17 protein-coding genes and 1 pseudogene are annotated in these 17107 nt (G+C 36.3%); 14 read left to right on the top strand and 4 right to left on the bottom strand.

Annotated features, from left to right (window positions below):
* Nucleotides 1–234 precede the first annotated feature (234 nt).
* From yycF to AC4QJR_RS27900, 9 genes are all read left to right on the top strand, one after another.
* Nucleotides 235–945 (top strand): response regulator YycF, encoded by a 711-nt coding sequence (yycF, locus tag AC4QJR_RS27940; protein ID WP_098576992.1) that lies wholly within the window; start codon nucleotides 235–237, stop codon nucleotides 943–945.
* Between the two features lie 5 nt (nucleotides 946–950).
* Nucleotides 951–2777, top strand: coding sequence for a cell wall metabolism sensor histidine kinase WalK (gene walK, locus AC4QJR_RS27935; RefSeq protein WP_098576989.1), 1827 nt, complete (start codon nucleotides 951–953; stop codon nucleotides 2775–2777).
* Nucleotides 2774–4096, top strand: a complete 1323-nt coding sequence (locus AC4QJR_RS27930) for a YycH family regulatory protein (protein ID WP_098576986.1) — start codon at nucleotides 2774–2776, stop codon at nucleotides 4094–4096. Before walK ends, AC4QJR_RS27930 begins: the two co-directional genes overlap by 4 nt.
* Complete coding sequence (locus AC4QJR_RS27925; protein ID WP_098576984.1) at nucleotides 4083–4883, top strand: two-component system regulatory protein YycI; 801 nt, start codon at nucleotides 4083–4085, stop codon at nucleotides 4881–4883. Before AC4QJR_RS27930 ends, AC4QJR_RS27925 begins: the two co-directional genes overlap by 14 nt.
* A 6-nt stretch (nucleotides 4884–4889) precedes the next feature.
* Nucleotides 4890–5684 carry an exodeoxyribonuclease YycJ gene (locus AC4QJR_RS27920; RefSeq protein ID WP_026568079.1) on the top strand — a complete coding sequence of 265 codons (795 nt, stop codon included), beginning with the start codon at nucleotides 4890–4892 and terminating at the stop codon, nucleotides 5682–5684.
* 266 nt (nucleotides 5685–5950) lie between these two features.
* On the top strand, nucleotides 5951–7198 hold the full coding sequence (locus tag AC4QJR_RS27915) for a S1C family serine protease (protein WP_496524934.1): 1248 nt from the start codon (nucleotides 5951–5953) through the stop codon (nucleotides 7196–7198).
* A 145-nt stretch (nucleotides 7199–7343) separates the two neighbouring features.
* Nucleotides 7344–7508: a CxxH/CxxC protein gene (locus tag AC4QJR_RS27910; RefSeq protein ID WP_373561756.1), complete on the top strand. Its 165-nt coding sequence runs from the start codon at nucleotides 7344–7346 to the stop codon at nucleotides 7506–7508.
* A 100-nt stretch (nucleotides 7509–7608) separates the two neighbouring features.
* Entirely contained in the window at nucleotides 7609–8088 is a 480-nt protein-coding gene (rlmH, locus tag AC4QJR_RS27905) for a 23S rRNA (pseudouridine(1915)-N(3))-methyltransferase RlmH (protein WP_144552028.1), read from the top strand.
* Between the two features lie 83 nt (nucleotides 8089–8171).
* Nucleotides 8172–8600, top strand: coding sequence for a hypothetical protein (locus AC4QJR_RS27900; RefSeq protein ID WP_496524933.1), 429 nt, complete (start codon nucleotides 8172–8174; stop codon nucleotides 8598–8600).
* 106 nt (nucleotides 8601–8706) lie between these two features.
* On the opposite strand, the gene AC4QJR_RS27895 is transcribed toward AC4QJR_RS27900, so the two are convergent.
* The gene (locus AC4QJR_RS27895) at nucleotides 8707–9549 is read right to left on the bottom strand and encodes a type II restriction endonuclease (RefSeq protein ID WP_496524932.1); all 843 of its coding nucleotides are present in this window, start codon (nucleotides 9547–9549) and stop codon (nucleotides 8707–8709) included.
* 59 nt (nucleotides 9550–9608) lie between these two features.
* Between AC4QJR_RS27895 and AC4QJR_RS27890 the strand changes: the two genes are divergently transcribed.
* The 3 genes from AC4QJR_RS27890 to AC4QJR_RS27880 all read left to right on the top strand — a co-directional run bounded on the left by AC4QJR_RS27890 (nucleotide 9609) and on the right by AC4QJR_RS27880 (nucleotide 12000).
* Complete coding sequence (locus AC4QJR_RS27890; RefSeq protein ID WP_496524931.1) at nucleotides 9609–10589, top strand: DNA adenine methylase; 981 nt, start codon at nucleotides 9609–9611, stop codon at nucleotides 10587–10589.
* Nucleotides 10590–10777: 188 nt separating this feature from the next.
* A complete protein-coding gene (locus AC4QJR_RS27885) occupies nucleotides 10778–11440 on the top strand; it encodes a DNA-3-methyladenine glycosylase family protein (protein WP_496524930.1) in 663 nt (220 codons plus the stop codon).
* 56 nt (nucleotides 11441–11496) lie between these two features.
* Nucleotides 11497–12000: an NUDIX hydrolase gene (locus tag AC4QJR_RS27880; protein WP_496524929.1), complete on the top strand. Its 504-nt coding sequence runs from the start codon at nucleotides 11497–11499 to the stop codon at nucleotides 11998–12000.
* A 46-nt stretch (nucleotides 12001–12046) separates the two neighbouring features.
* Here AC4QJR_RS27880 and AC4QJR_RS27875 read toward each other — a convergent pair whose 3' ends face one another.
* Entirely contained in the window at nucleotides 12047–12823 is a 777-nt protein-coding gene (locus AC4QJR_RS27875) for a sigma-70 family RNA polymerase sigma factor (protein ID WP_496524928.1), read from the bottom strand.
* Between the two features lie 365 nt (nucleotides 12824–13188).
* On the opposite strand from AC4QJR_RS27875, the pseudogene AC4QJR_RS27870 reads away from it, so the two are divergent.
* Both AC4QJR_RS27870 and AC4QJR_RS27865 read left to right on the top strand, forming a co-directional pair.
* Nucleotides 13189–13441: pseudogene (locus tag AC4QJR_RS27870) on the top strand (JAB domain-containing protein); the annotation flags it as partial.
* A gap of 758 nt (nucleotides 13442–14199) precedes the next feature.
* Nucleotides 14200–14460 (top strand): hypothetical protein, encoded by a 261-nt coding sequence (locus AC4QJR_RS27865; protein WP_496524927.1) that lies wholly within the window; start codon nucleotides 14200–14202, stop codon nucleotides 14458–14460.
* A 13-nt stretch (nucleotides 14461–14473) separates the two neighbouring features.
* Here the strand turns inward: AC4QJR_RS27865 and istB are convergent, their stop codons facing one another.
* Both istB and istA read right to left on the bottom strand, forming a co-directional pair.
* Nucleotides 14474–15238 carry an IS21-like element helper ATPase IstB gene (istB, locus tag AC4QJR_RS27860; protein ID WP_496524926.1) on the bottom strand — a complete coding sequence of 255 codons (765 nt, stop codon included), beginning with the start codon at nucleotides 15236–15238 and terminating at the stop codon, nucleotides 14474–14476.
* Nucleotides 15235–16794, bottom strand: coding sequence for an IS21 family transposase (gene istA / locus AC4QJR_RS27855; protein WP_496524925.1), 1560 nt, complete (start codon nucleotides 16792–16794; stop codon nucleotides 15235–15237). Before istA ends, istB begins: the two co-directional genes overlap by 4 nt.
* Nucleotides 16795–17107: the final 313 nt, after the last annotated feature.

The following is a 17107-nucleotide window of genomic DNA, read 5'->3' as shown; positions in this document are numbered from 1 at the left end:
TACGATAAGTCAACATCGAATCGCTTGCGCTCTTCGTGTTTCCTTTATCTCGGTTGGAGTGCTCCAGTCCATACGCCGCTAAACGGGCGCTTGCGCTTTTTAATCTTCCAGCCTTACCAATTGGTTATAGGTGAATTTATGTGAATAACATGATACAGTAAAATAGTATAGTTATGACTTCTAGTCTTATTTTATTAAATAGATGAAAGTGAAAAATTGAAAAGGAGCAATGGTATGGAAAAGAAAATTCTTGTTGTGGATGATGAAAAACCAATTGCTGATATTCTCCAGTTTAACTTGAAAAAAGAAGGATACGTTGTTTATTGCGCTTATGATGGGAATGAAGCACTTGAATTGGTCGAAGAAATACAGCCAGATTTAATCCTTTTAGATATTATGCTTCCCTTACGTGATGGGATGGAAGTATGCCGTGAAGTCCGTAAGAAGTATGAAATGCCGATTATCATGTTGACGGCAAAGGACTCTGAAATTGATAAAGTCTTAGGACTTGAGTTGGGTGCAGATGATTATGTGACGAAACCGTTTAGCACTAGAGAACTAATTGCACGCGTCAAGGCTAATTTACGTCGTCACCAACAAATTCTGGCACCGGCAGATGATGAATCTGAAACGAATGAAATCGAGATAGGTTCACTGACTATTCATCCTGATGCCTACATTGTTTCAAAGCGCGGTGAAACGATTGAGTTGACCCACCGTGAATTTGAATTGCTATTCTATTTAGCCAAACATATCGGCCAAGTAATGACCAGGGAACACCTTTTACAAACCGTTTGGGGTTACGATTACTATGGTGACGTCAGGACAGTCGATGTAACAGTGAGAAGATTGCGGGAAAAAATTGAGGACAGCCCTAGCCATCCAACATGGATTGTGACCAGGCGCGGGGTAGGATACTATTTGCGCAATCCTGAACAGGAGTAAAAGGAATGAAGAAGGTTGGTTTCTTTCGCTCTATACACGTAAAGTTCGTTATCATCTATGTCCTCCTTATATTAGTGGCGATGCAAATTATCGGTGTTTATTTTGTCAAACAGTTGGAGGAAACCTTACGGACCAACTTCCAAACATCGTTAAAACAGCGGGTTGAATTGCTGGCCTATAATATTGTCGAGGAAATGGAGAAGGAGAGAACGCCTGAAGATCCAACACTCGAAGAAGATATCAAGAAAATCCTTAGGGATTTTGGTGCAGGTGATATTTCAGAAGTTCAGGTAGTTGAAAATGGCTCCCTAAAAATCCTTGGGACCTCCCATCCTAGTAACCAAGGAGTGGTTGGTCAACGAACCACTAAACTTCAAGTGAAGCAATCTATGGTTTTAGAAGAGGACCAAAGTTCCATTAATATCGATAAACAAACAGGACATCGGATATGGGTCCTCTCAACACCAATTAAGTCGGGGAAAAAGGTTATCGGTGCCATTTATTTGGTAGCTAAAATTGAGAATGTCTTTGAGCAAATGAAAACAATCAATAAGATTTTTGCTACGGGTACGGCGATTGCTCTATCTATTACCGCATTGCTGGGTATATTGTTAGCACAAACGATCACTAGGCCGATTGCTGATATGAAGAAGCAGGCGATCGCGATGACCAAGGGGAATTTTTCAAGAAAAGTTAAGGTCTATGGCAATGATGAAATAGGGACACTGGCGATTACCTTTAATAATTTAACGAAGAAACTGCAGGAAGCACAGGCGATGACAGAAGGGGAACGAAGAAAGCTTTCCACTGTTTTGTCCTATATGACCGATGGTGTAATCGCCACTGACCGTAAAGGCCGAGTGATCTTAATTAATGAACCGGCGGCGGAAATGCTGAATGTTTCACGTGAAACAGTGCTGACCCAGCCCATTGTAGAGTTATTAGATTTAGATGATACGAATTCCTTTGAAGACTTATTGGAAGAAAAGGATTCCATTATTTTAGATTATAGTACGAAAAAGGAACGGTATTTTCTGCGTGCCAATTTCTCCGTAATTCAAAAAGAGACAGGCTTTGTCAATGGTTTAATTGCCGTTCTGCATGATATTACCGACCAAGAAAAAATTGATGCGGAACGGAGAGAGTTTGTCGCCAATGTATCCCATGAGCTGCGGACACCGCTGACAACGATGAGGAGTTACTTAGAGGCGCTCGCAGATGGAGCCTGGCGGGATGAGGAGATTGCTCCGAACTTTTTAGAAGTGACGCGGACTGAAACAGAACGAATGATTCGTCTAGTGAATGACCTGCTCCAGCTTTCAAAAATGGATAGTACGGATTATCGATTGACGATTGAGTGGGTTAACTTTGTTGATTTCTTTGACCGCATTATTGACAGGTTTGAAATGGCAAAGGAGCAAAATGTTACCTTTAAGCGAAAGCTGCCAAAGCATGCGATCTTTGTTGAAGTGGATGAAGATAAAATGACACAGGTTTTATACAATATTATTTCCAATGCGTTAAAGTACTCGCCAGAAGGCGGCCAAGTCACTTTTTCGATGAAAGAGATGGACGATAAAATTATTGTGAGCATTTCAGACCAAGGGGTTGGAATTCCAAAAGAGAATATTAAAAATATCTTTGACCGTTTTTATCGTGTGGATAAAGCGAGAACGCGGAAATTAGGCGGCACAGGCCTAGGTTTGGCGATTGCTAAGGAAATGGTCAATGCTCATGGCGGGGCAATCTGGGCAACAAGTGAGGAAGGAAAGGGAACAAGAATCTCCTTTTCACTCCCATATGAACGTTCTGAAGAGGATGAATGGTCATGAGATACGAGAATATTAAATCAGGAATTCTAATCGTACTAGTTATGGTCAGTATTTTGCTAACTTGGAACCTTTGGACGTACCAACCGAATTATGAAACGATGAAAAGCAACGACTATGTAAAAGAGGTCTCGTTAAGTGAAAAACAAGGGGTTCAAAAAATTGTCAGACCTGACCAGCTTCTTTACCATTTCAAAGGCAAGCATTACGGGACCAAAAACACAGATGAAATGGACAAGGTGATTAAGGAACTCAGCAGTTGGACTTTCTTTGATGTGAAAAAGTATACGAATGAGGTCAAAGACATCAAGGAATTAATCCATGACAGAGGTAAAACGGAAATTATTTTTCCAGGTGATGTCCCGATTGAGTTATATCGCAGTGTATTAAATATTGAAGGAAAAAAGATACCTGCCTTCAACTTCAATCGAATCATTATTAATACAGAGAATTCCGCAAAGGAAAATGGGATTGTCTATTTTGTTTCCACCGAGAGCGAACAAGTTTATATTAGTCACATCTCTTCTGCAAATTTAAATGAGTTTAACCGTAATTTTTATTTGAAGGCAGCAAAATATCCGCGTTATTTTGCTTATCAAGCATCTGAAAAACGGACTATTTTCCTGCCCGAGGCGGTCACAGAGATGATGACCTATAAATATTTGCCTGTTACCCTTGATTCTGAAGAATTCAAAGAAGCGCTTTTTAGCGACCCTAGTTTTGTCCAAAAGAGTTTTGTCCCATCAGGTGAGGAGTACACAAACGATTCTAGTAAAATGACGGTGAATTTTGAAAGTAATCTCCTCAGGTACGTCAATCCGACTGTAGAAGAGAACTTTATCAACACTTCTTATGAGTTAGTGAAACGAAGCATTGATTTTGTCAATCAACATGGAGGTTGGACAGACCCTTATCGCTATGTTGATAAAAATGAATATACCCATACTGTCACCTTCCGCTTATATAGTATGGAAGGCTACCCTGTCTTTAATGGAAATGGCATGACTGAAATTAGTGAGGTTTGGGGACGCGATGAGATCAATAAGTATATTCGCCCAAACATAGCCTTAGAGCTCCCTTTAACCACAGAGATGGTAAAGGTGACCCGTCCTTCAGGACATGATGCTTTGAAATTTTTACAAAACAAAAAGAATTTTAAGCCGAGCCTGCTTGAGGATATGATCTTAGGCTATCGGATGGAACGGGATTCAAAGGAGAATAAACTAATTGTCTTAGAACCCGCCTGGTTCTATCGCTATGATAAATCATGGGGACAGATTACGATGGAAGACCTAGGAGGATCACAGCATGGATTGGAGTAAGATAAAAACTATTTTTATTATCACTTTCTTAATCTTAGATGTGTATCTCTTATATCAATTCATGAAAATACGTGATGCTAATAAATATGAAGTCATTTCTGAGGCCTCATTTGAAGAAAAGTTAAAAGCAGACGAAATCACGTATAAAGACTTTCCTAAGGATCCGATTAAAGCCCAGTATCTTAGTGCCAAGCCCAAGGTGTTTACTCAAGTTGATACGGATAAGCTGAAAGGAAAATCTGAGGACATAAGGGGTATAGGAACGACCACGCTCCATGTCACACTAGAAAAGCCGATTAAAATCAAGGCAAAGTTTGAACCCGCTGAGTTATCTACTTTTATGAATGACAATGTCCTTTTTGGTGAGGATTATCAATTTGGCGAGAAAAGTGACAAGGAACAATCCATCACCTACTACCAGACGTCAGACGGTGTCCCTTTATTTAAAAATATAAATGGGATGATTACATTTAAAATTGGTGATAAGAACCAAATTGTCTCCTATGATCAAACCTACCTGGTGGAGATGGAAAAGTTAACGGCCAAGGAAGAGATTTTGGCGCCGTTAAAGGCGATTGAAACCTTACATCAGAAGGGGATGTTGAAGTCGAAGAGCAATATCACCACGATTGAACTTGGCTATTCCACACTCATTCAGTTGGCAGCTTCCCAAGTATTAGCGCCCACATGGCGCTTTGAGGTCAATGGCAAGGAGAGTCTATTTGTGAACGCATTTGAAGGGCAGATTATTCAATTTAATAGCGATGAAAAAAGTAAAGTGGAGTGAAATTGTATGTCTTTAAGTTATAGCATTCTTGCAAGCGGCAGTACAGGAAACGCTCTATATGTAGAGTCTGATGAGCATTCGTTTCTTGTGGATGCGGGATTTAGCGGCAAGCAAATGGAGGCACTTTTTGGACAAATCGATCGCGATATTAGTAAGCTTTCCGGAATATTTGTAACGCATGAACACAGTGACCATATTAAAGGGATTGGGATTCTTGCTCGTAAATACCATTTGCCTGTGTATGCGAATGAAAAAACATGGCGGGCCATGGAAAGTTCAGTCGGTGCCATTCCAACGGAACAAAAATTTGTTTTTAATATGGAAACAGTGAAGAGTTTTGGTTCTGTTGATATTGAGTCATTCGGGGTTTCCCATGATGCGGCGGAGCCTATGTTTTACGTATTCCACCATTCTGGGAAAAAACTCGTTCTTATCACGGACACAGGATATGTTAGCGACCGAATGAAGGGCACCATTTCGAATGCCGATGTTTATATTTTTGAATCCAACCATGATGTGCAGATGCTACGGATGGGCAGATATCCATGGAATATTAAACGCAGGATATTAAGTGATGTCGGCCATGTTTCTAATGAGGATGCAGCTTTAGCAATGAGTGATGTCATTGGCGATCAAACCAAGCGAATTTATCTTGCCCATTTAAGCATGGACAATAACATGAAGGACTTAGCCAAAATGGCAGTTTCCCAAACCCTTCAAGAGCGAGGGCTGATTGTCGGTGAACAATTCGGACTCTACGACACAGACCCGAAAATCCCAACAGCATTAACAGCTGTGTAATCTAGTTAAAAAAACGAGGTACCTTATGACAGGTACTTCGTTTTTTTATGGCACCATGTTGATTGGAGCAGAAGGTGCAAGAATCCTGGAACGGAAATCAACAGACTAGTTCAACACAGCCGATTTATTAAAAAATTATGAACAAAGTAGTAAGTTTTTATTAATACATAGTAATTAATTAGTAATTTAAAGAAGAGCGAGTATAATTGTAATTATAAGCCAAAATAAACGGTAGGAATCTTTCGGAAAGTGAGGAATGGTGTAAAGTGGGTTATTATGATGATCATTCACAAAACCGCTTCAGGGAACGGAAAGGAAATAGAGGCGGGGTTTTCCTTGCCAGTATCGTTGGGGCCATCCTTGGAGCCATTCTAGTTGTTATTTCTATCCCTGCCCTATCAAATCGTGGAATTCTTCCCTATCAAATTGAAACAAATCAAAACAATGCTGTAGAATCAACGACCAATAATAATAATCAGAATCAGAATTTCACTCAAAAACAGATTTCCTATGATGTGAACACAAACACTACGAAAGCAGTTGATAAGGCTGCCGATGCCGTTGTCGGAATTAATAATATCCAGTCATCAAACTTTTGGTCTGATGAAGAAGCGCCTACACAAGAAGAAGCAGCCGGAACGGGCTCAGGTGTGGTCTACAAGAAAGCAGGAGGAAAGGCTTACGTTGTGACGAATCACCATGTAGTTGAAGGAGCAGCAAAGCTAGAGGTAAGCTTTAGTGATGGGACAAAAATTCCTGCTAAACTGCTCGGCAGTGATGTATGGACCGATTTAGCAGTACTTGAGGTTGATGCGGCCAAGATTAAAAAGGTAGCTGAATTTGGTGATTCCGATCGTTTAAAAATAGGTGAACCGGTCATTGCCATCGGAAATCCACTTGGTGCGACCTTCTCAGGGTCAGTCACCCAAGGTATTATCTCTGGACTAAAGCGGACGATTCCTGTTGATATTAATCAAGATGGGATCATTGACTGGAATGCAGAAGTACTGCAAACAGATGCAGCAATCAATCCTGGTAATAGCGGCGGGGCACTGATTAATATTGCGGGCCAGCTTGTTGGAATTAACTCCATGAAGATTGCCCAAAATGCTGTAGAAGGAATTGGTTTATCGATTCCGATTAACTCGGCACGGCCGATCATTGATGACCTTGAAAGGTTTGGATCTGTTAAGCGTCCATACATGGGTGTTGATTTAAAGTCAGTCTCTGAAATTCCTGCCTACTACCAAGAAGAAGCATTGAAATTGCCTCGAAATATCAATTATGGAGTCGCCTTAAGACAAGTGGTACCGAATTCGCCAGCGGCGCAAGCCGGTTTACAAGAATTAGATGTCATTGTTGAGATGGATGGGGAAAAAATAAATGATGTCATTGATCTTCGGAAACATTTGTACCAGAAAAAGAAAATCGGTGAGCAATTGAAGATTAAATTTTACCGCGATGGAAAGTTGAAGCAAACGACTCTAACTTTATCAGCTGATACAACTCAATAATGTTTGATAAAAAACAGGAAGGTGAACTAGTCACTTTCCTGTTTTTAATTGTGGTATTATGTATAAGTTATTGAGGGATCTTGTATGACAGTCGATTATCGTGCAAACAATAAAAGTAAATAATAACTGTAAGAAAGGTTGACGGATGAAAATGATTTATAGCTGTGAGGAACATGTGGATATTGCCTTAGATGATATTGTGGATGAATTTGAGACATTTCCAGTTTTGTCGAAAATAGATGGGGATAACTTATCAACACACTGTGAATATTGTCAAAATCAAGCTACATATGTTGTGGCGAACAAGTGATTCCATACAAGATGTGGATAAAAAATGTGAATATGTGGATAACTTCTGTGGATATCTTGTTTGTAAACTGTTTGTAATAAAGTGAAAAGGGCTGTGGATTGTGAATATCTCGATTATTACGGTTGGCAAATTAAAAGAGAAATATTTAAAGCAGGGTATTGAGGAATATCTAAAACGGCTGACGGCTTATGCAAAGGTCGACGTGATTGAAGTTCCTGATGAAAAAGCACCAGAAGTATTAAGTGAGTTAGAAATGGTCCAAGTAAAGCAAAAAGAAGGCGAACGAATTTTGGCAAAGATTAGCCAAGATACATATGTCATTGCACTAGCGATTCAAGGTAAGTTAGGATCATCCGAAGAACTAGCGGATTCACTAGATAAACTTGCAACCTATGGAAAAAGTAAAATCGCCTTCGTGATTGGCGGATCGCTGGGGTTGAGTGAGGAAGTGATTAAACGATCGAATGAACAACTTTCCTTTTCACGGATGACCTTCCCCCACCAATTGATGAGGCTCATCCTCGTCGAGCAGATTTATCGAGCCTTTCGGATTAATCGCGGTGAGCCTTATCATAAGTAAATGAGGTTTTTTGAAGAGTAGCCTTTTTAGGACTGCTCTTTTTTGTATTCTGAAATTCGGGGAACAAATGTTTGATTTAATTATTGACCATTAATAAATGGTATATTAAACTTATAATAACATCAATAAAACGCAACATAAGTTTTATTGATGTTGCATGGGAGGATGAAACTATTTATAAGTATACTGATGAAGAATTTATGAAGATAGTAAACGATAAAATTGGGAACGTACGCCTTTTTAAAAAGTACTTAAGAAAACAAGGCTTAATAGGAAATCGGCAACAGTTTTCAGAGGAACATGTTAAATTGTTTGAAGAAATAAGGGTAAATAAAAAGAGAAATCATACTACTTGGGACATGGCTTTTAGTGTGGGCTTGCAGAGTATCCCAAATCAAACTCGGAATTCTTCAAATATACTTATTGCTGACCCTATACAAAATAAAAATAAAATTGAAGATACACTTATTGAAATTTTAAAAACACTGCAACGAATCGAGGATAAACTTTAACGAATCTCTATGGATGGGAACTAAAGGTCGGTTTTGAAGGGGAAAACTTGAAATTACCATTTAAAAAGGACAGTTTCTAAAAGAATCTGTCCTTGGTTATTAATATTTAGTGTTTGTCTTCCCAATCCTGATAACCTTTTTTATATTGATAAACTTCCTGTGCTTCAGCGACTAGTGTAGGGTCCCTTTCCTCTTCAATAATCTTTTCTAACCATTCGAAATAAGATGCTAAATCAATGTAATGTTTATTGCTTTGAGTATACTTAGGGTAGTTTCTCCAATAGTGAAGATAAAGGCTTTCAGGTAAGCTGGCAAAAGGTCCATTTGCGTTTTTTAATTCATCAAGACTTCTAACAGATATTGAACCAATATTATCTGTATTACCACTACCTTTCTTTTGTCCTGTTATATTAATTTTCTTTTGTACAAAAAACTCTACATTGGAATAGGGCGCATCAAGAGTTGAAATTTCATCATAGGTTGTAATCTGGCCCTCTTCAGCTGCATTGTTACGTTCATAAATAAATCCAATTACATAATGCTCTTTGTACTGATTATAAGGAAATTCAATATTTTTTGTATTATTACGAAGGTAAGACGTAAAAGAGCCAAGAGTGTATCCAAGTCTTTTATTACCTTCTTTATAAGTGGTTTTAACATCGATGGCAATTTTTTCAGTATCATTTTCGCTTTTCATTAGGGTAAAATCAGGATAGGTATTTTGTTTTTCTGGAATTCTTACGATATAACCGTGTTCTTCAGCTATTATCTTTATCACCGGAGCAGAGATAATTTCAAATATTCTACCTAAAAGTTTGGAATCACTGCCAATAGCATAGACCTTAGAGTTATTACCAATTAGTCCTTTTACATTCCAGTCAATATTTAATTCTGCTACCTTTTTGTAGAATTCTTCAATAAAATTAAGTTGGTTTAATGTTCCTGCCATTTTATCACCTCGAATTAATAATATGTCAATGAATATATTACCATAAAAAGGAGAATATAATGCTACCTTTACAAATAAATCATGTAAAAGTTCCACCAATTAAGTGCCAAGGGATTAAGACAAAATTAATTAATTTTATAACTAGAAATATATCATGGAATGGAGAAGGTAGATGGGTTGAACCATTCTTGGGTTCAGGAGTTGTTTTATTTAATGTACAACCTGAAAGAGCACTAATAGCAGATAGTAATCCACATATTATTAATTTTTACAGAGATATTCAGAATGGTTCTTTAACTCCTGAAATTGTTAGAACATATCTTCAAGAACAAGGAGAACTGTTAAGTCAAACAGATACCAGCAAAGATAGTTATTATTACGAGGTACGGAGAAGATTCAATGAAAATCCTAATTCTTTAGACTTCCTATTCTTATCAAGAGCTTGTTTTAATGGAGTAATGAGGTTTAACAGAAGAGGAGGATTTAATGTTCCTTTTTGTAAAAAACCTGAAAGATTTAGACAGGCATATATAACAAAAATTGCAAATCAAGTAGCTTGGGTTGCTTCAATTATGGAGGGTAAAGACTGGACCTTCGTACACCAAGATTGGAGAGATACAATTTCAAATTTAAATGCAAACGACTTTATTTACCTTGACCCTCCTTATATTGGTCGTCATGCTGATTACTATAATCAGTGGACTGAGGAAGAAGCAAATGACCTTGCAATAATTACTCAAGAGTCAGAAGCTGGGTATGCATTGTCAATGTGGGCAAGTAGTGCACATAGAACTAATGATTATTTAAACCTTTGGGCAGGAGAAGTTGTTACTCAAGCACACTTTTATCATATGGGACCAACAGAAGAATTAAGAAATGAAATCAGTGAAGCGTTAGTAGTTAAAGAAGGCTTTGTTTATGAAGGAAATGATGAAGATATTCCAGAAAGAATTAGAGAAAATATAATTGAGACAACTGATGAGCAAGCTGTTGAGCAAGCTGATGAGATAGAGACTCAACTTGAGTTTGAGTTAGCTTAATTAATAAAGTTTGGTTAGGGCTAGTAGTTTTTAATACTAGCTCTTTGACTTTTTGTAAGGTAATTAAAGTTATTGTTCTCCAACGGATCCGATACCTCCTGTTCCCTTTTATTTTTGCTCTAATGTTTCTTAAATACGTACAGAAAAAAAAATCTATTGGTAAATTCTCAAAAGAGGGGTTTGATAAAGTGAATAATAAATTAGTAATTAACGTTGGAGATAAATATACTAATTATCTTTGTAATGCTGATGAAAACTTATGTAAGTTGATAAAAGTTATTGGCTCATATAGTCTAAATCTCCAAGAGGGTTATTATGAAGCATTGGTTAAAAAGATTATTGGACAACAATTATCTCTTAGTGCAGCTAATACAATAATATCTAGGGTTATTAATCAGTGTAAAACTATAACTCCTGTAACTATTAGTACAATGACCGACATTGAATTAAGTAGTTGTGGTGTTTCAAGGCAAAAAAACAACTACATAAGAGATTTGACAGAAAAAGTATTATCAGGGGAATTGTGCTTGGATGAACTTGACTCTCAAGATGATGAAACCGTGATAAGAATGCTTACTCAAGTAAAGGGAATTGGAATATGGACTGCTGAAATGTTTTTAATATTCTCCATAGGAAGAGAAAATGTTCTATCCTCAGGGGATGTCAGTATAAGAAATGCTATAGCATGGCTATATCAAATCAGAAATGAAGATATTAGTTGGGAATTTTATAGAGAGCTTTGGTCACCTTATAATACAATTGCATCGCTTTATTTATGGGAAATAGTTAATCGAAATTATATAAAAAACTATAAAAATATAAATGAACTATACAAATCAATAATATATTAAAGTTTATAGTTCGAAAAATTTATGGACATGGGCAATAATTACATAAGGAGTTTATCATGTTAAAATATACAATTTGCTTTATAAAAAAGGACAATGAAATTCTACTTCTAAATAGGGAAAAAAATCCCAATATGGGATTGTGGAATGGTGTCGGGGGAAAAATTAATTACGGTGAATCCCCATATGATGGGGTAATAAGAGAAACATTTGAAGAAACAGGTATCGAACTAAAAAAGGTTGAATATGTCGGAAACGTCACTTGGGAAAGTAATCGAGGAAATTCTGGTATGTATGTATTTATCGCTGATATTCCTGAAGGGATTAATCTAGTCACTCCTAAAAAAATGGAGGAAGGAATACTTGATTGGAGAAGAATTGATTGGATTTTGGACCAGAGTAATAAAGGAATTGTTAGTAATCTGCAAATGTATTTACCAAAAGTGTTAGATGAAGAATATGGATTAGAACACAAATTCATATATGAGAACGGAGTTATGCTCCACTATTCAACTTCATGTATTATAGAAGATGATAACAGTGCTAGCTTAATGAAAGCATAACTAAAGTGTGCTTTTACTATTTTTTGTATCAATCAAAGTTCTATATTTAAAAAGTGTCATAATCCTCTAATTGGGGTCTTAACTTCTGAAATGCACTCTTGCTTATTTGATAAATTCTTCGCTTAGATACATTTAATTGTCGTGCTATCTGACTGTTGTCATAATCCTTTAAAAACAGATTTATATACTTTTTTTCGTTTTTTGTAAGAGACTTTATTGAATTTTGCATATCTAATTTCAAATCAATACAATCTGAATAATTTTCCAATGAATTTGATTCAATTAAACCTATGAGGTTTAAATCGCCTTCATCATTATTTTTATCAAGTGATTGATTCAAAGATAATGATTTCAGATTACTTTCCTTTTTTAATAATAGTTCTAGTTTAGTTAGAGGGATACTTAATTTTTCAGCTAATTCCTCATTACTCGGTTCTTTTCCTGTTTGAAGTGTTAGAAATTCCTTTGTTTTGTTCATCTTAAAAATATCGTGTACGGTATTGATACCCATTCCATTTGATTGGTTATAAACTTTCCCAATCTCCCTTTTTATACGCCAAATAATTAAATTACTTGCGTAACTTAGAAATTTGGAATACGATTGCTCGGTATTAAACCCCTTTACTGCGTCAATTAGTGCAGTAAATCCAACCTGAATAAGGTCATCATAGTTCAAATCATTTCGTTCTTTAGGCATACAAGTACGAGCTACCTTGATAACAAAAGGTTTGTTCTTTTGGAGAATCTCCTCCAGAATACTTTCTGATTTACTTTTATTATAATTATATACTAGCTGTTCATTAGACATTTTACTATTAACCAATGGAATAGCTCCTTAATATACAGTCACTGAAATGACTATCTTCTTAATATTATTTATATTAAAAGGTACCAGTAAAATAGTAAAGAGGTCAAGAACCAGGATTGATATGTGATATGACGATGATGGTTATAGAGATAATCACAAATAATTTATATTTGATTAACATCAAATAGTTCTTAATTAAATACGTCAGTGTTATTAAAGGATTATCAAAACGGATCCGAATATAATTCGAACTTTAATCGAGTTAAAGTGAGATGTCAGTACTCGTAATAAAACAGAATTTGAATATATATTATTTTTATGAGAAAAACCTCAATTCAATAAAAGGGATTGAGGTTTAATTTTTATTGGGAGGAACTTAGATGAAACGACCATCAAAGAGAATTAAAATAGTTTCATTGAAATTGGTTAAAGAGTCAAGCCTACTTTATAAGGAACGTTCAGTGAGGTCGCCAGAAGATGCATTTAAATTAATGAAACTCTTTCTAGAGGACAAAGACCGGGAGTATTTCATCGTTGCTTCACTCGACACGAAGAATCAGCCAGTATCAATCAATGTTTGTCATAATTGGAAGCCTGAATGTCAGTATAGTTCATCCCAGGGAGGTAATGAAATACTAGACAAAGTAGCGAGTCTTGCAAGAAGTGATAAGCTTATCAGGGATGTTGTCATAAAAATCAATAATGGTAGTTCCAAAAAGGCTGCTCCCCTTTTAAAGGAATTTGAAACATTAAAAAAGTCACTTAGTTCAATTCAATCTAAAAGGGATAAAGTCTTTGGATTATATGAAGATGGTTTAATTGAAAAAGGTGAACTATCAGAGCGTCTTGATAAACTAAACGAAGAAAAACGATTAATGGAAGATAGATTAACTCCACTGGAATTGGAATTAGGGAATGGTATTCAAAAAGAAGTTACTTTTGGTATGGTTAGTGAGATAATGAAAAACTTTGTATCAAGTTATAAGAAATGTATTACGACTGAACAGAAAAAACAGCTTCTTAATCTATTAATCAAGCAGATAACAATTGGAGAGGATAGAGAAATTGAATCAATCCAATTACAATTAAATAACGAAGTAGTAAGGCACTTTTCAAGAAAAGGGGAAGAGGAATCGTCAGATGATGATTTCTCTTCCCCTTTTTATATTTGCTTTGCAATTTAACTTGAAGGGGGGTGATGGTTATTTCACCAGTAGATTTGTTTAAAGCGGGATTTTTGTTTGGTGTCTCAATCTATATTTTGGTCAAAGAAACATTAAAAAATTAGAGGAGGAACCAAGAATGATGTATTTTGTTAGCGGCACTCTTTTAGGAATTGCTACTTGTTTAGTAGTCGATACTGTTCTGGGTAAGAAAGGGTGGAAAATGCCATGAAATTGAAAAAGGGGAAAAAAGATATAGAATTATTAAAGGGTACTTTTTCACCAGAATTTTTAAGTCATCTTGAGGAAGAATTTGCTGGGCTGTACGACTATTACTGCTATGACGAACACAGTATAGAAGATTTTAAATTAGATTCTAATCAAGCAATTTGTATTTTTGAAAATGATGAAGAAGTGGAAGTGGTTTTGGCGGAACCAATGGAAATTGAATATATTGAAAGAATTGTTGTAAGCGTCAAGTACATTTGAACAATTTTGCTTATTAATTTTGAACACTTTCTTCTTTAAAAATTGTCTCGCGATGTTTCATCCTATAACTTGAATCGTTAAAATGAACGATTTCTGCTCGATGGATGAGCCGATCCAATATAGCTGTCGCTACCCCTACATCTCCCAGTAGTTCGGTCCACTCTTTTGGAGAGCGATTGGAAGTAAGGATTATCGATGAATTGTTATACAGGTCATTAACCAATTGGAAAAACAAATTAGCTTCCCTTGGATCCATCGCTGCGTACATCAAATCATCAATAATGACTAATTGTGATTCTTTAATTCTCTTAATCCTTGTTTGGGATTTTCTCGTAATGTCCATAGTTTTCAAGGTATGAACCAAGTCTCCCATTGCTATAAAGGAGACCTTGTAACCTCGTTTAATCGCTTCTAATCCTAAGCCAACCGCCATATGCGTTTTTCCCACACCTGGCGGTCCCAATAGAATAAGATTAAATAACTGCTCAATCCAAGCTAATTCTTTTAATTGATTAAACTGTTTTAAGCTTAGGGATTCTTGTTCATCTAAATTAAATTGCTCCAACGGAGTAATACATGGGAATGCTGCGAGTTTCAATCGTTTTTCCATATTTTTCTCGTCTCTCATTTTTCGCTCGTACTCCACTACATTGTTCAGGAAAGCAATATAACTAAGCTGCTCCTTTTCAGCTTCTTCGAGAAGAGAAGGGAGCTTTTTTGATGTTTCCACCAACCGAAGTGAAATGAGGGAATCTTGAAGATATTTTATCTGCTTCATTTTGTACTCTCCATGATAGTGTAATAATCTTCCAATGGACGCTGGTTTGCCTCAGTATCTGTTAGTGTTAACTCAGCGATGTCGTTATAATCTGTATCAATCTGTTGATCGCTGGCGATTGTACTGTTCACTTGGCGTTGTCGTTTAAAGAGGGATACAACATCTTGAAAGTCATTCGCACTAAAGAGTTGCCTCTCCATACAGAGTGCTAGTGCCTCATCTATTACTTCTAATGAGCCTAATTCGATGCATTTTTTTATTAAGCTTAACTGGTCTCGTATATAACGAGGATACCTATTTCGTAACTCATTCAGGTACTTAGTAGCTTGTGATTTATTTGTAAAATGTTCACTAACAACTTCAATAAGCTCTTTTATTCCCTTCGATCTATCCCGTTGATGGGATCTATTTTGAATGAGTTTTCCTTTATCAGGGCTAATGCAATGTGTTGCCAGTATTTCCCCTGACTCCTGGACATAGATTACTAGCCTATTATCATCGGTCACATAATAAAGGACTTCTGGATACTTTTGAAATGTTCCTAACGGAACAGAGTATCTGTTCGAGAGATATAGGATTGTATTGTCCTTTCGAACACTTCTTGTTATACTAGTTTTGTGAATATGATTTAGCGAGTTGACCTGTCGCATGTGTTGCTTTTCGAGGAGAAACACATCGGCGGGTCTTCTTTTTGTGCCGTTATGAATTTTGCCATTACCTGTTCTTTTTAACCATTTCTGAGACTGCTCGTTCCAGGAATCAATGTTATGAAAAATTCTATTATTAATGAAGTTATTCTTGATAAACTTAACCGCATTTTCTACTTTCCCTTTACTTTCTGGATCAGCTTTTCTACAGAGTTTAACTTCAAATTTAATTTCATTTACAAATTGTTGAAACTCTTCGGTGAGTAAAATATCCCCCTCGTTCTCAGATACAACAATTAGTCGATCCTGGTCATACAAGATCTCTTTTGAAACACCCCCAAATTCCTTAAATGCATTCCTATGAGCTGAAATTACATCCTTTGTCGTGAAAGGGCGATTTTGATATTCGACGTATTTGTATCTGGAATGTGCTAAGACAAATACAATAAAAACTAACTTAACTGGTTTACCAAATCGGTTCTTTACCGTTTTAAATCCAAAGTCTGCTTGGATTTGTTCACCCATTGGAGGATCAGGGACTGCTTGATAATCCCTAGTACTTGATTCTTTTGGAATTTGAAAATCCTCTCGAAGACACCTTACATAGCTTCTTACCGTACTTTCCCCAACTTTGAATTCAGGATATTTCTCTTTAAGCCAGTCTTGCACTTGAGCTGCAGTTAAATCTGGAAATTCTCTTAACCAATGAAGGATTAATTCCTTATGAATGTCTAACTTCTTACTTCTAGTCACTGTCGATGCCGTCCACTCGGCCATTTCCTCTGGTGATTTACGAATATACTTGTAAACCGTATTTCTTGATATATTTAGTTTCCTTGCGATAGTAGAAATACTGTATTTCTGATTGAGCATTCCTCTAATTTCAACATACATTTCAAACTTATCCACCTTTTCAATTCCTCCGCCTAATCATAGAAGTATAAAAATCTATCATAAGGTGGAGAACAATCTTAGTAAATAAGTGTTCAAATTTAATTGTCGTAAACTGTTCAATTTAGTCTAGCACTTACAATTGTAGAAAGTGAATTATATTTTTATAGGTTGGGTTTCAGAAACCATGGAGAAATTCAGCTTTTTTATTGTGTTGAAGAAAACCTTGGAATTTTAGTAATTGAGAAATTAAGAGAGATATGTAGTTAATGTTGATTTATTGCTGTAGACAGGATTTTTAGGCGTTATCAACCTTTTAAATCTCCCGTTA

The organism is Neobacillus sp. BP17 (assembly GCF_059579525.1).
The sequence above is the reverse complement of the archived record's forward strand: the minus strand, read 5'-3'. Positions and strand labels throughout refer to the sequence as shown.

What these genes read in the sequence shown, in the direction of transcription:
- yycF (WP_098576992.1), top strand. Translation starts at nt 235, where the DNA reads ATGGAAAAGAAAATTCTTGTTGTGGATGATGAAAAACCAATTGCTGAT.
- walK (WP_098576989.1), top strand. Translation starts at nt 951, where the DNA reads ATGAAGAAGGTTGGTTTCTTTCGCTCTATACACGTAAAGTTCGTTATC.
- AC4QJR_RS27930 (WP_098576986.1), top strand. Translation starts at nt 2,774, where the DNA reads ATGAGATACGAGAATATTAAATCAGGAATTCTAATCGTACTAGTTATG.
- AC4QJR_RS27925 (WP_098576984.1), top strand. Translation starts at nt 4,083, where the DNA reads ATGGATTGGAGTAAGATAAAAACTATTTTTATTATCACTTTCTTAATC.
- AC4QJR_RS27920 (WP_026568079.1), top strand. Translation starts at nt 4,890, where the DNA reads ATGTCTTTAAGTTATAGCATTCTTGCAAGCGGCAGTACAGGAAACGCT.
- AC4QJR_RS27910 (WP_373561756.1), top strand. Translation starts at nt 7,344, where the DNA reads ATGAAAATGATTTATAGCTGTGAGGAACATGTGGATATTGCCTTAGAT.
- AC4QJR_RS27895 (WP_496524932.1), bottom strand. Translation starts at nt 9,549, where the DNA reads ATGGCAGGAACATTAAACCAACTTAATTTTATTGAAGAATTCTACAAA.
- AC4QJR_RS27890 (WP_496524931.1), top strand. Translation starts at nt 9,609, where the DNA reads ATGCTACCTTTACAAATAAATCATGTAAAAGTTCCACCAATTAAGTGC.
- AC4QJR_RS27880 (WP_496524929.1), top strand. Translation starts at nt 11,497, where the DNA reads ATGTTAAAATATACAATTTGCTTTATAAAAAAGGACAATGAAATTCTA.
- AC4QJR_RS27865 (WP_496524927.1), top strand. Translation starts at nt 14,200, where the DNA reads ATGAAATTGAAAAAGGGGAAAAAAGATATAGAATTATTAAAGGGTACT.
- istB (WP_496524926.1), bottom strand. Translation starts at nt 15,238, where the DNA reads ATGAAGCAGATAAAATATCTTCAAGATTCCCTCATTTCACTTCGGTTG.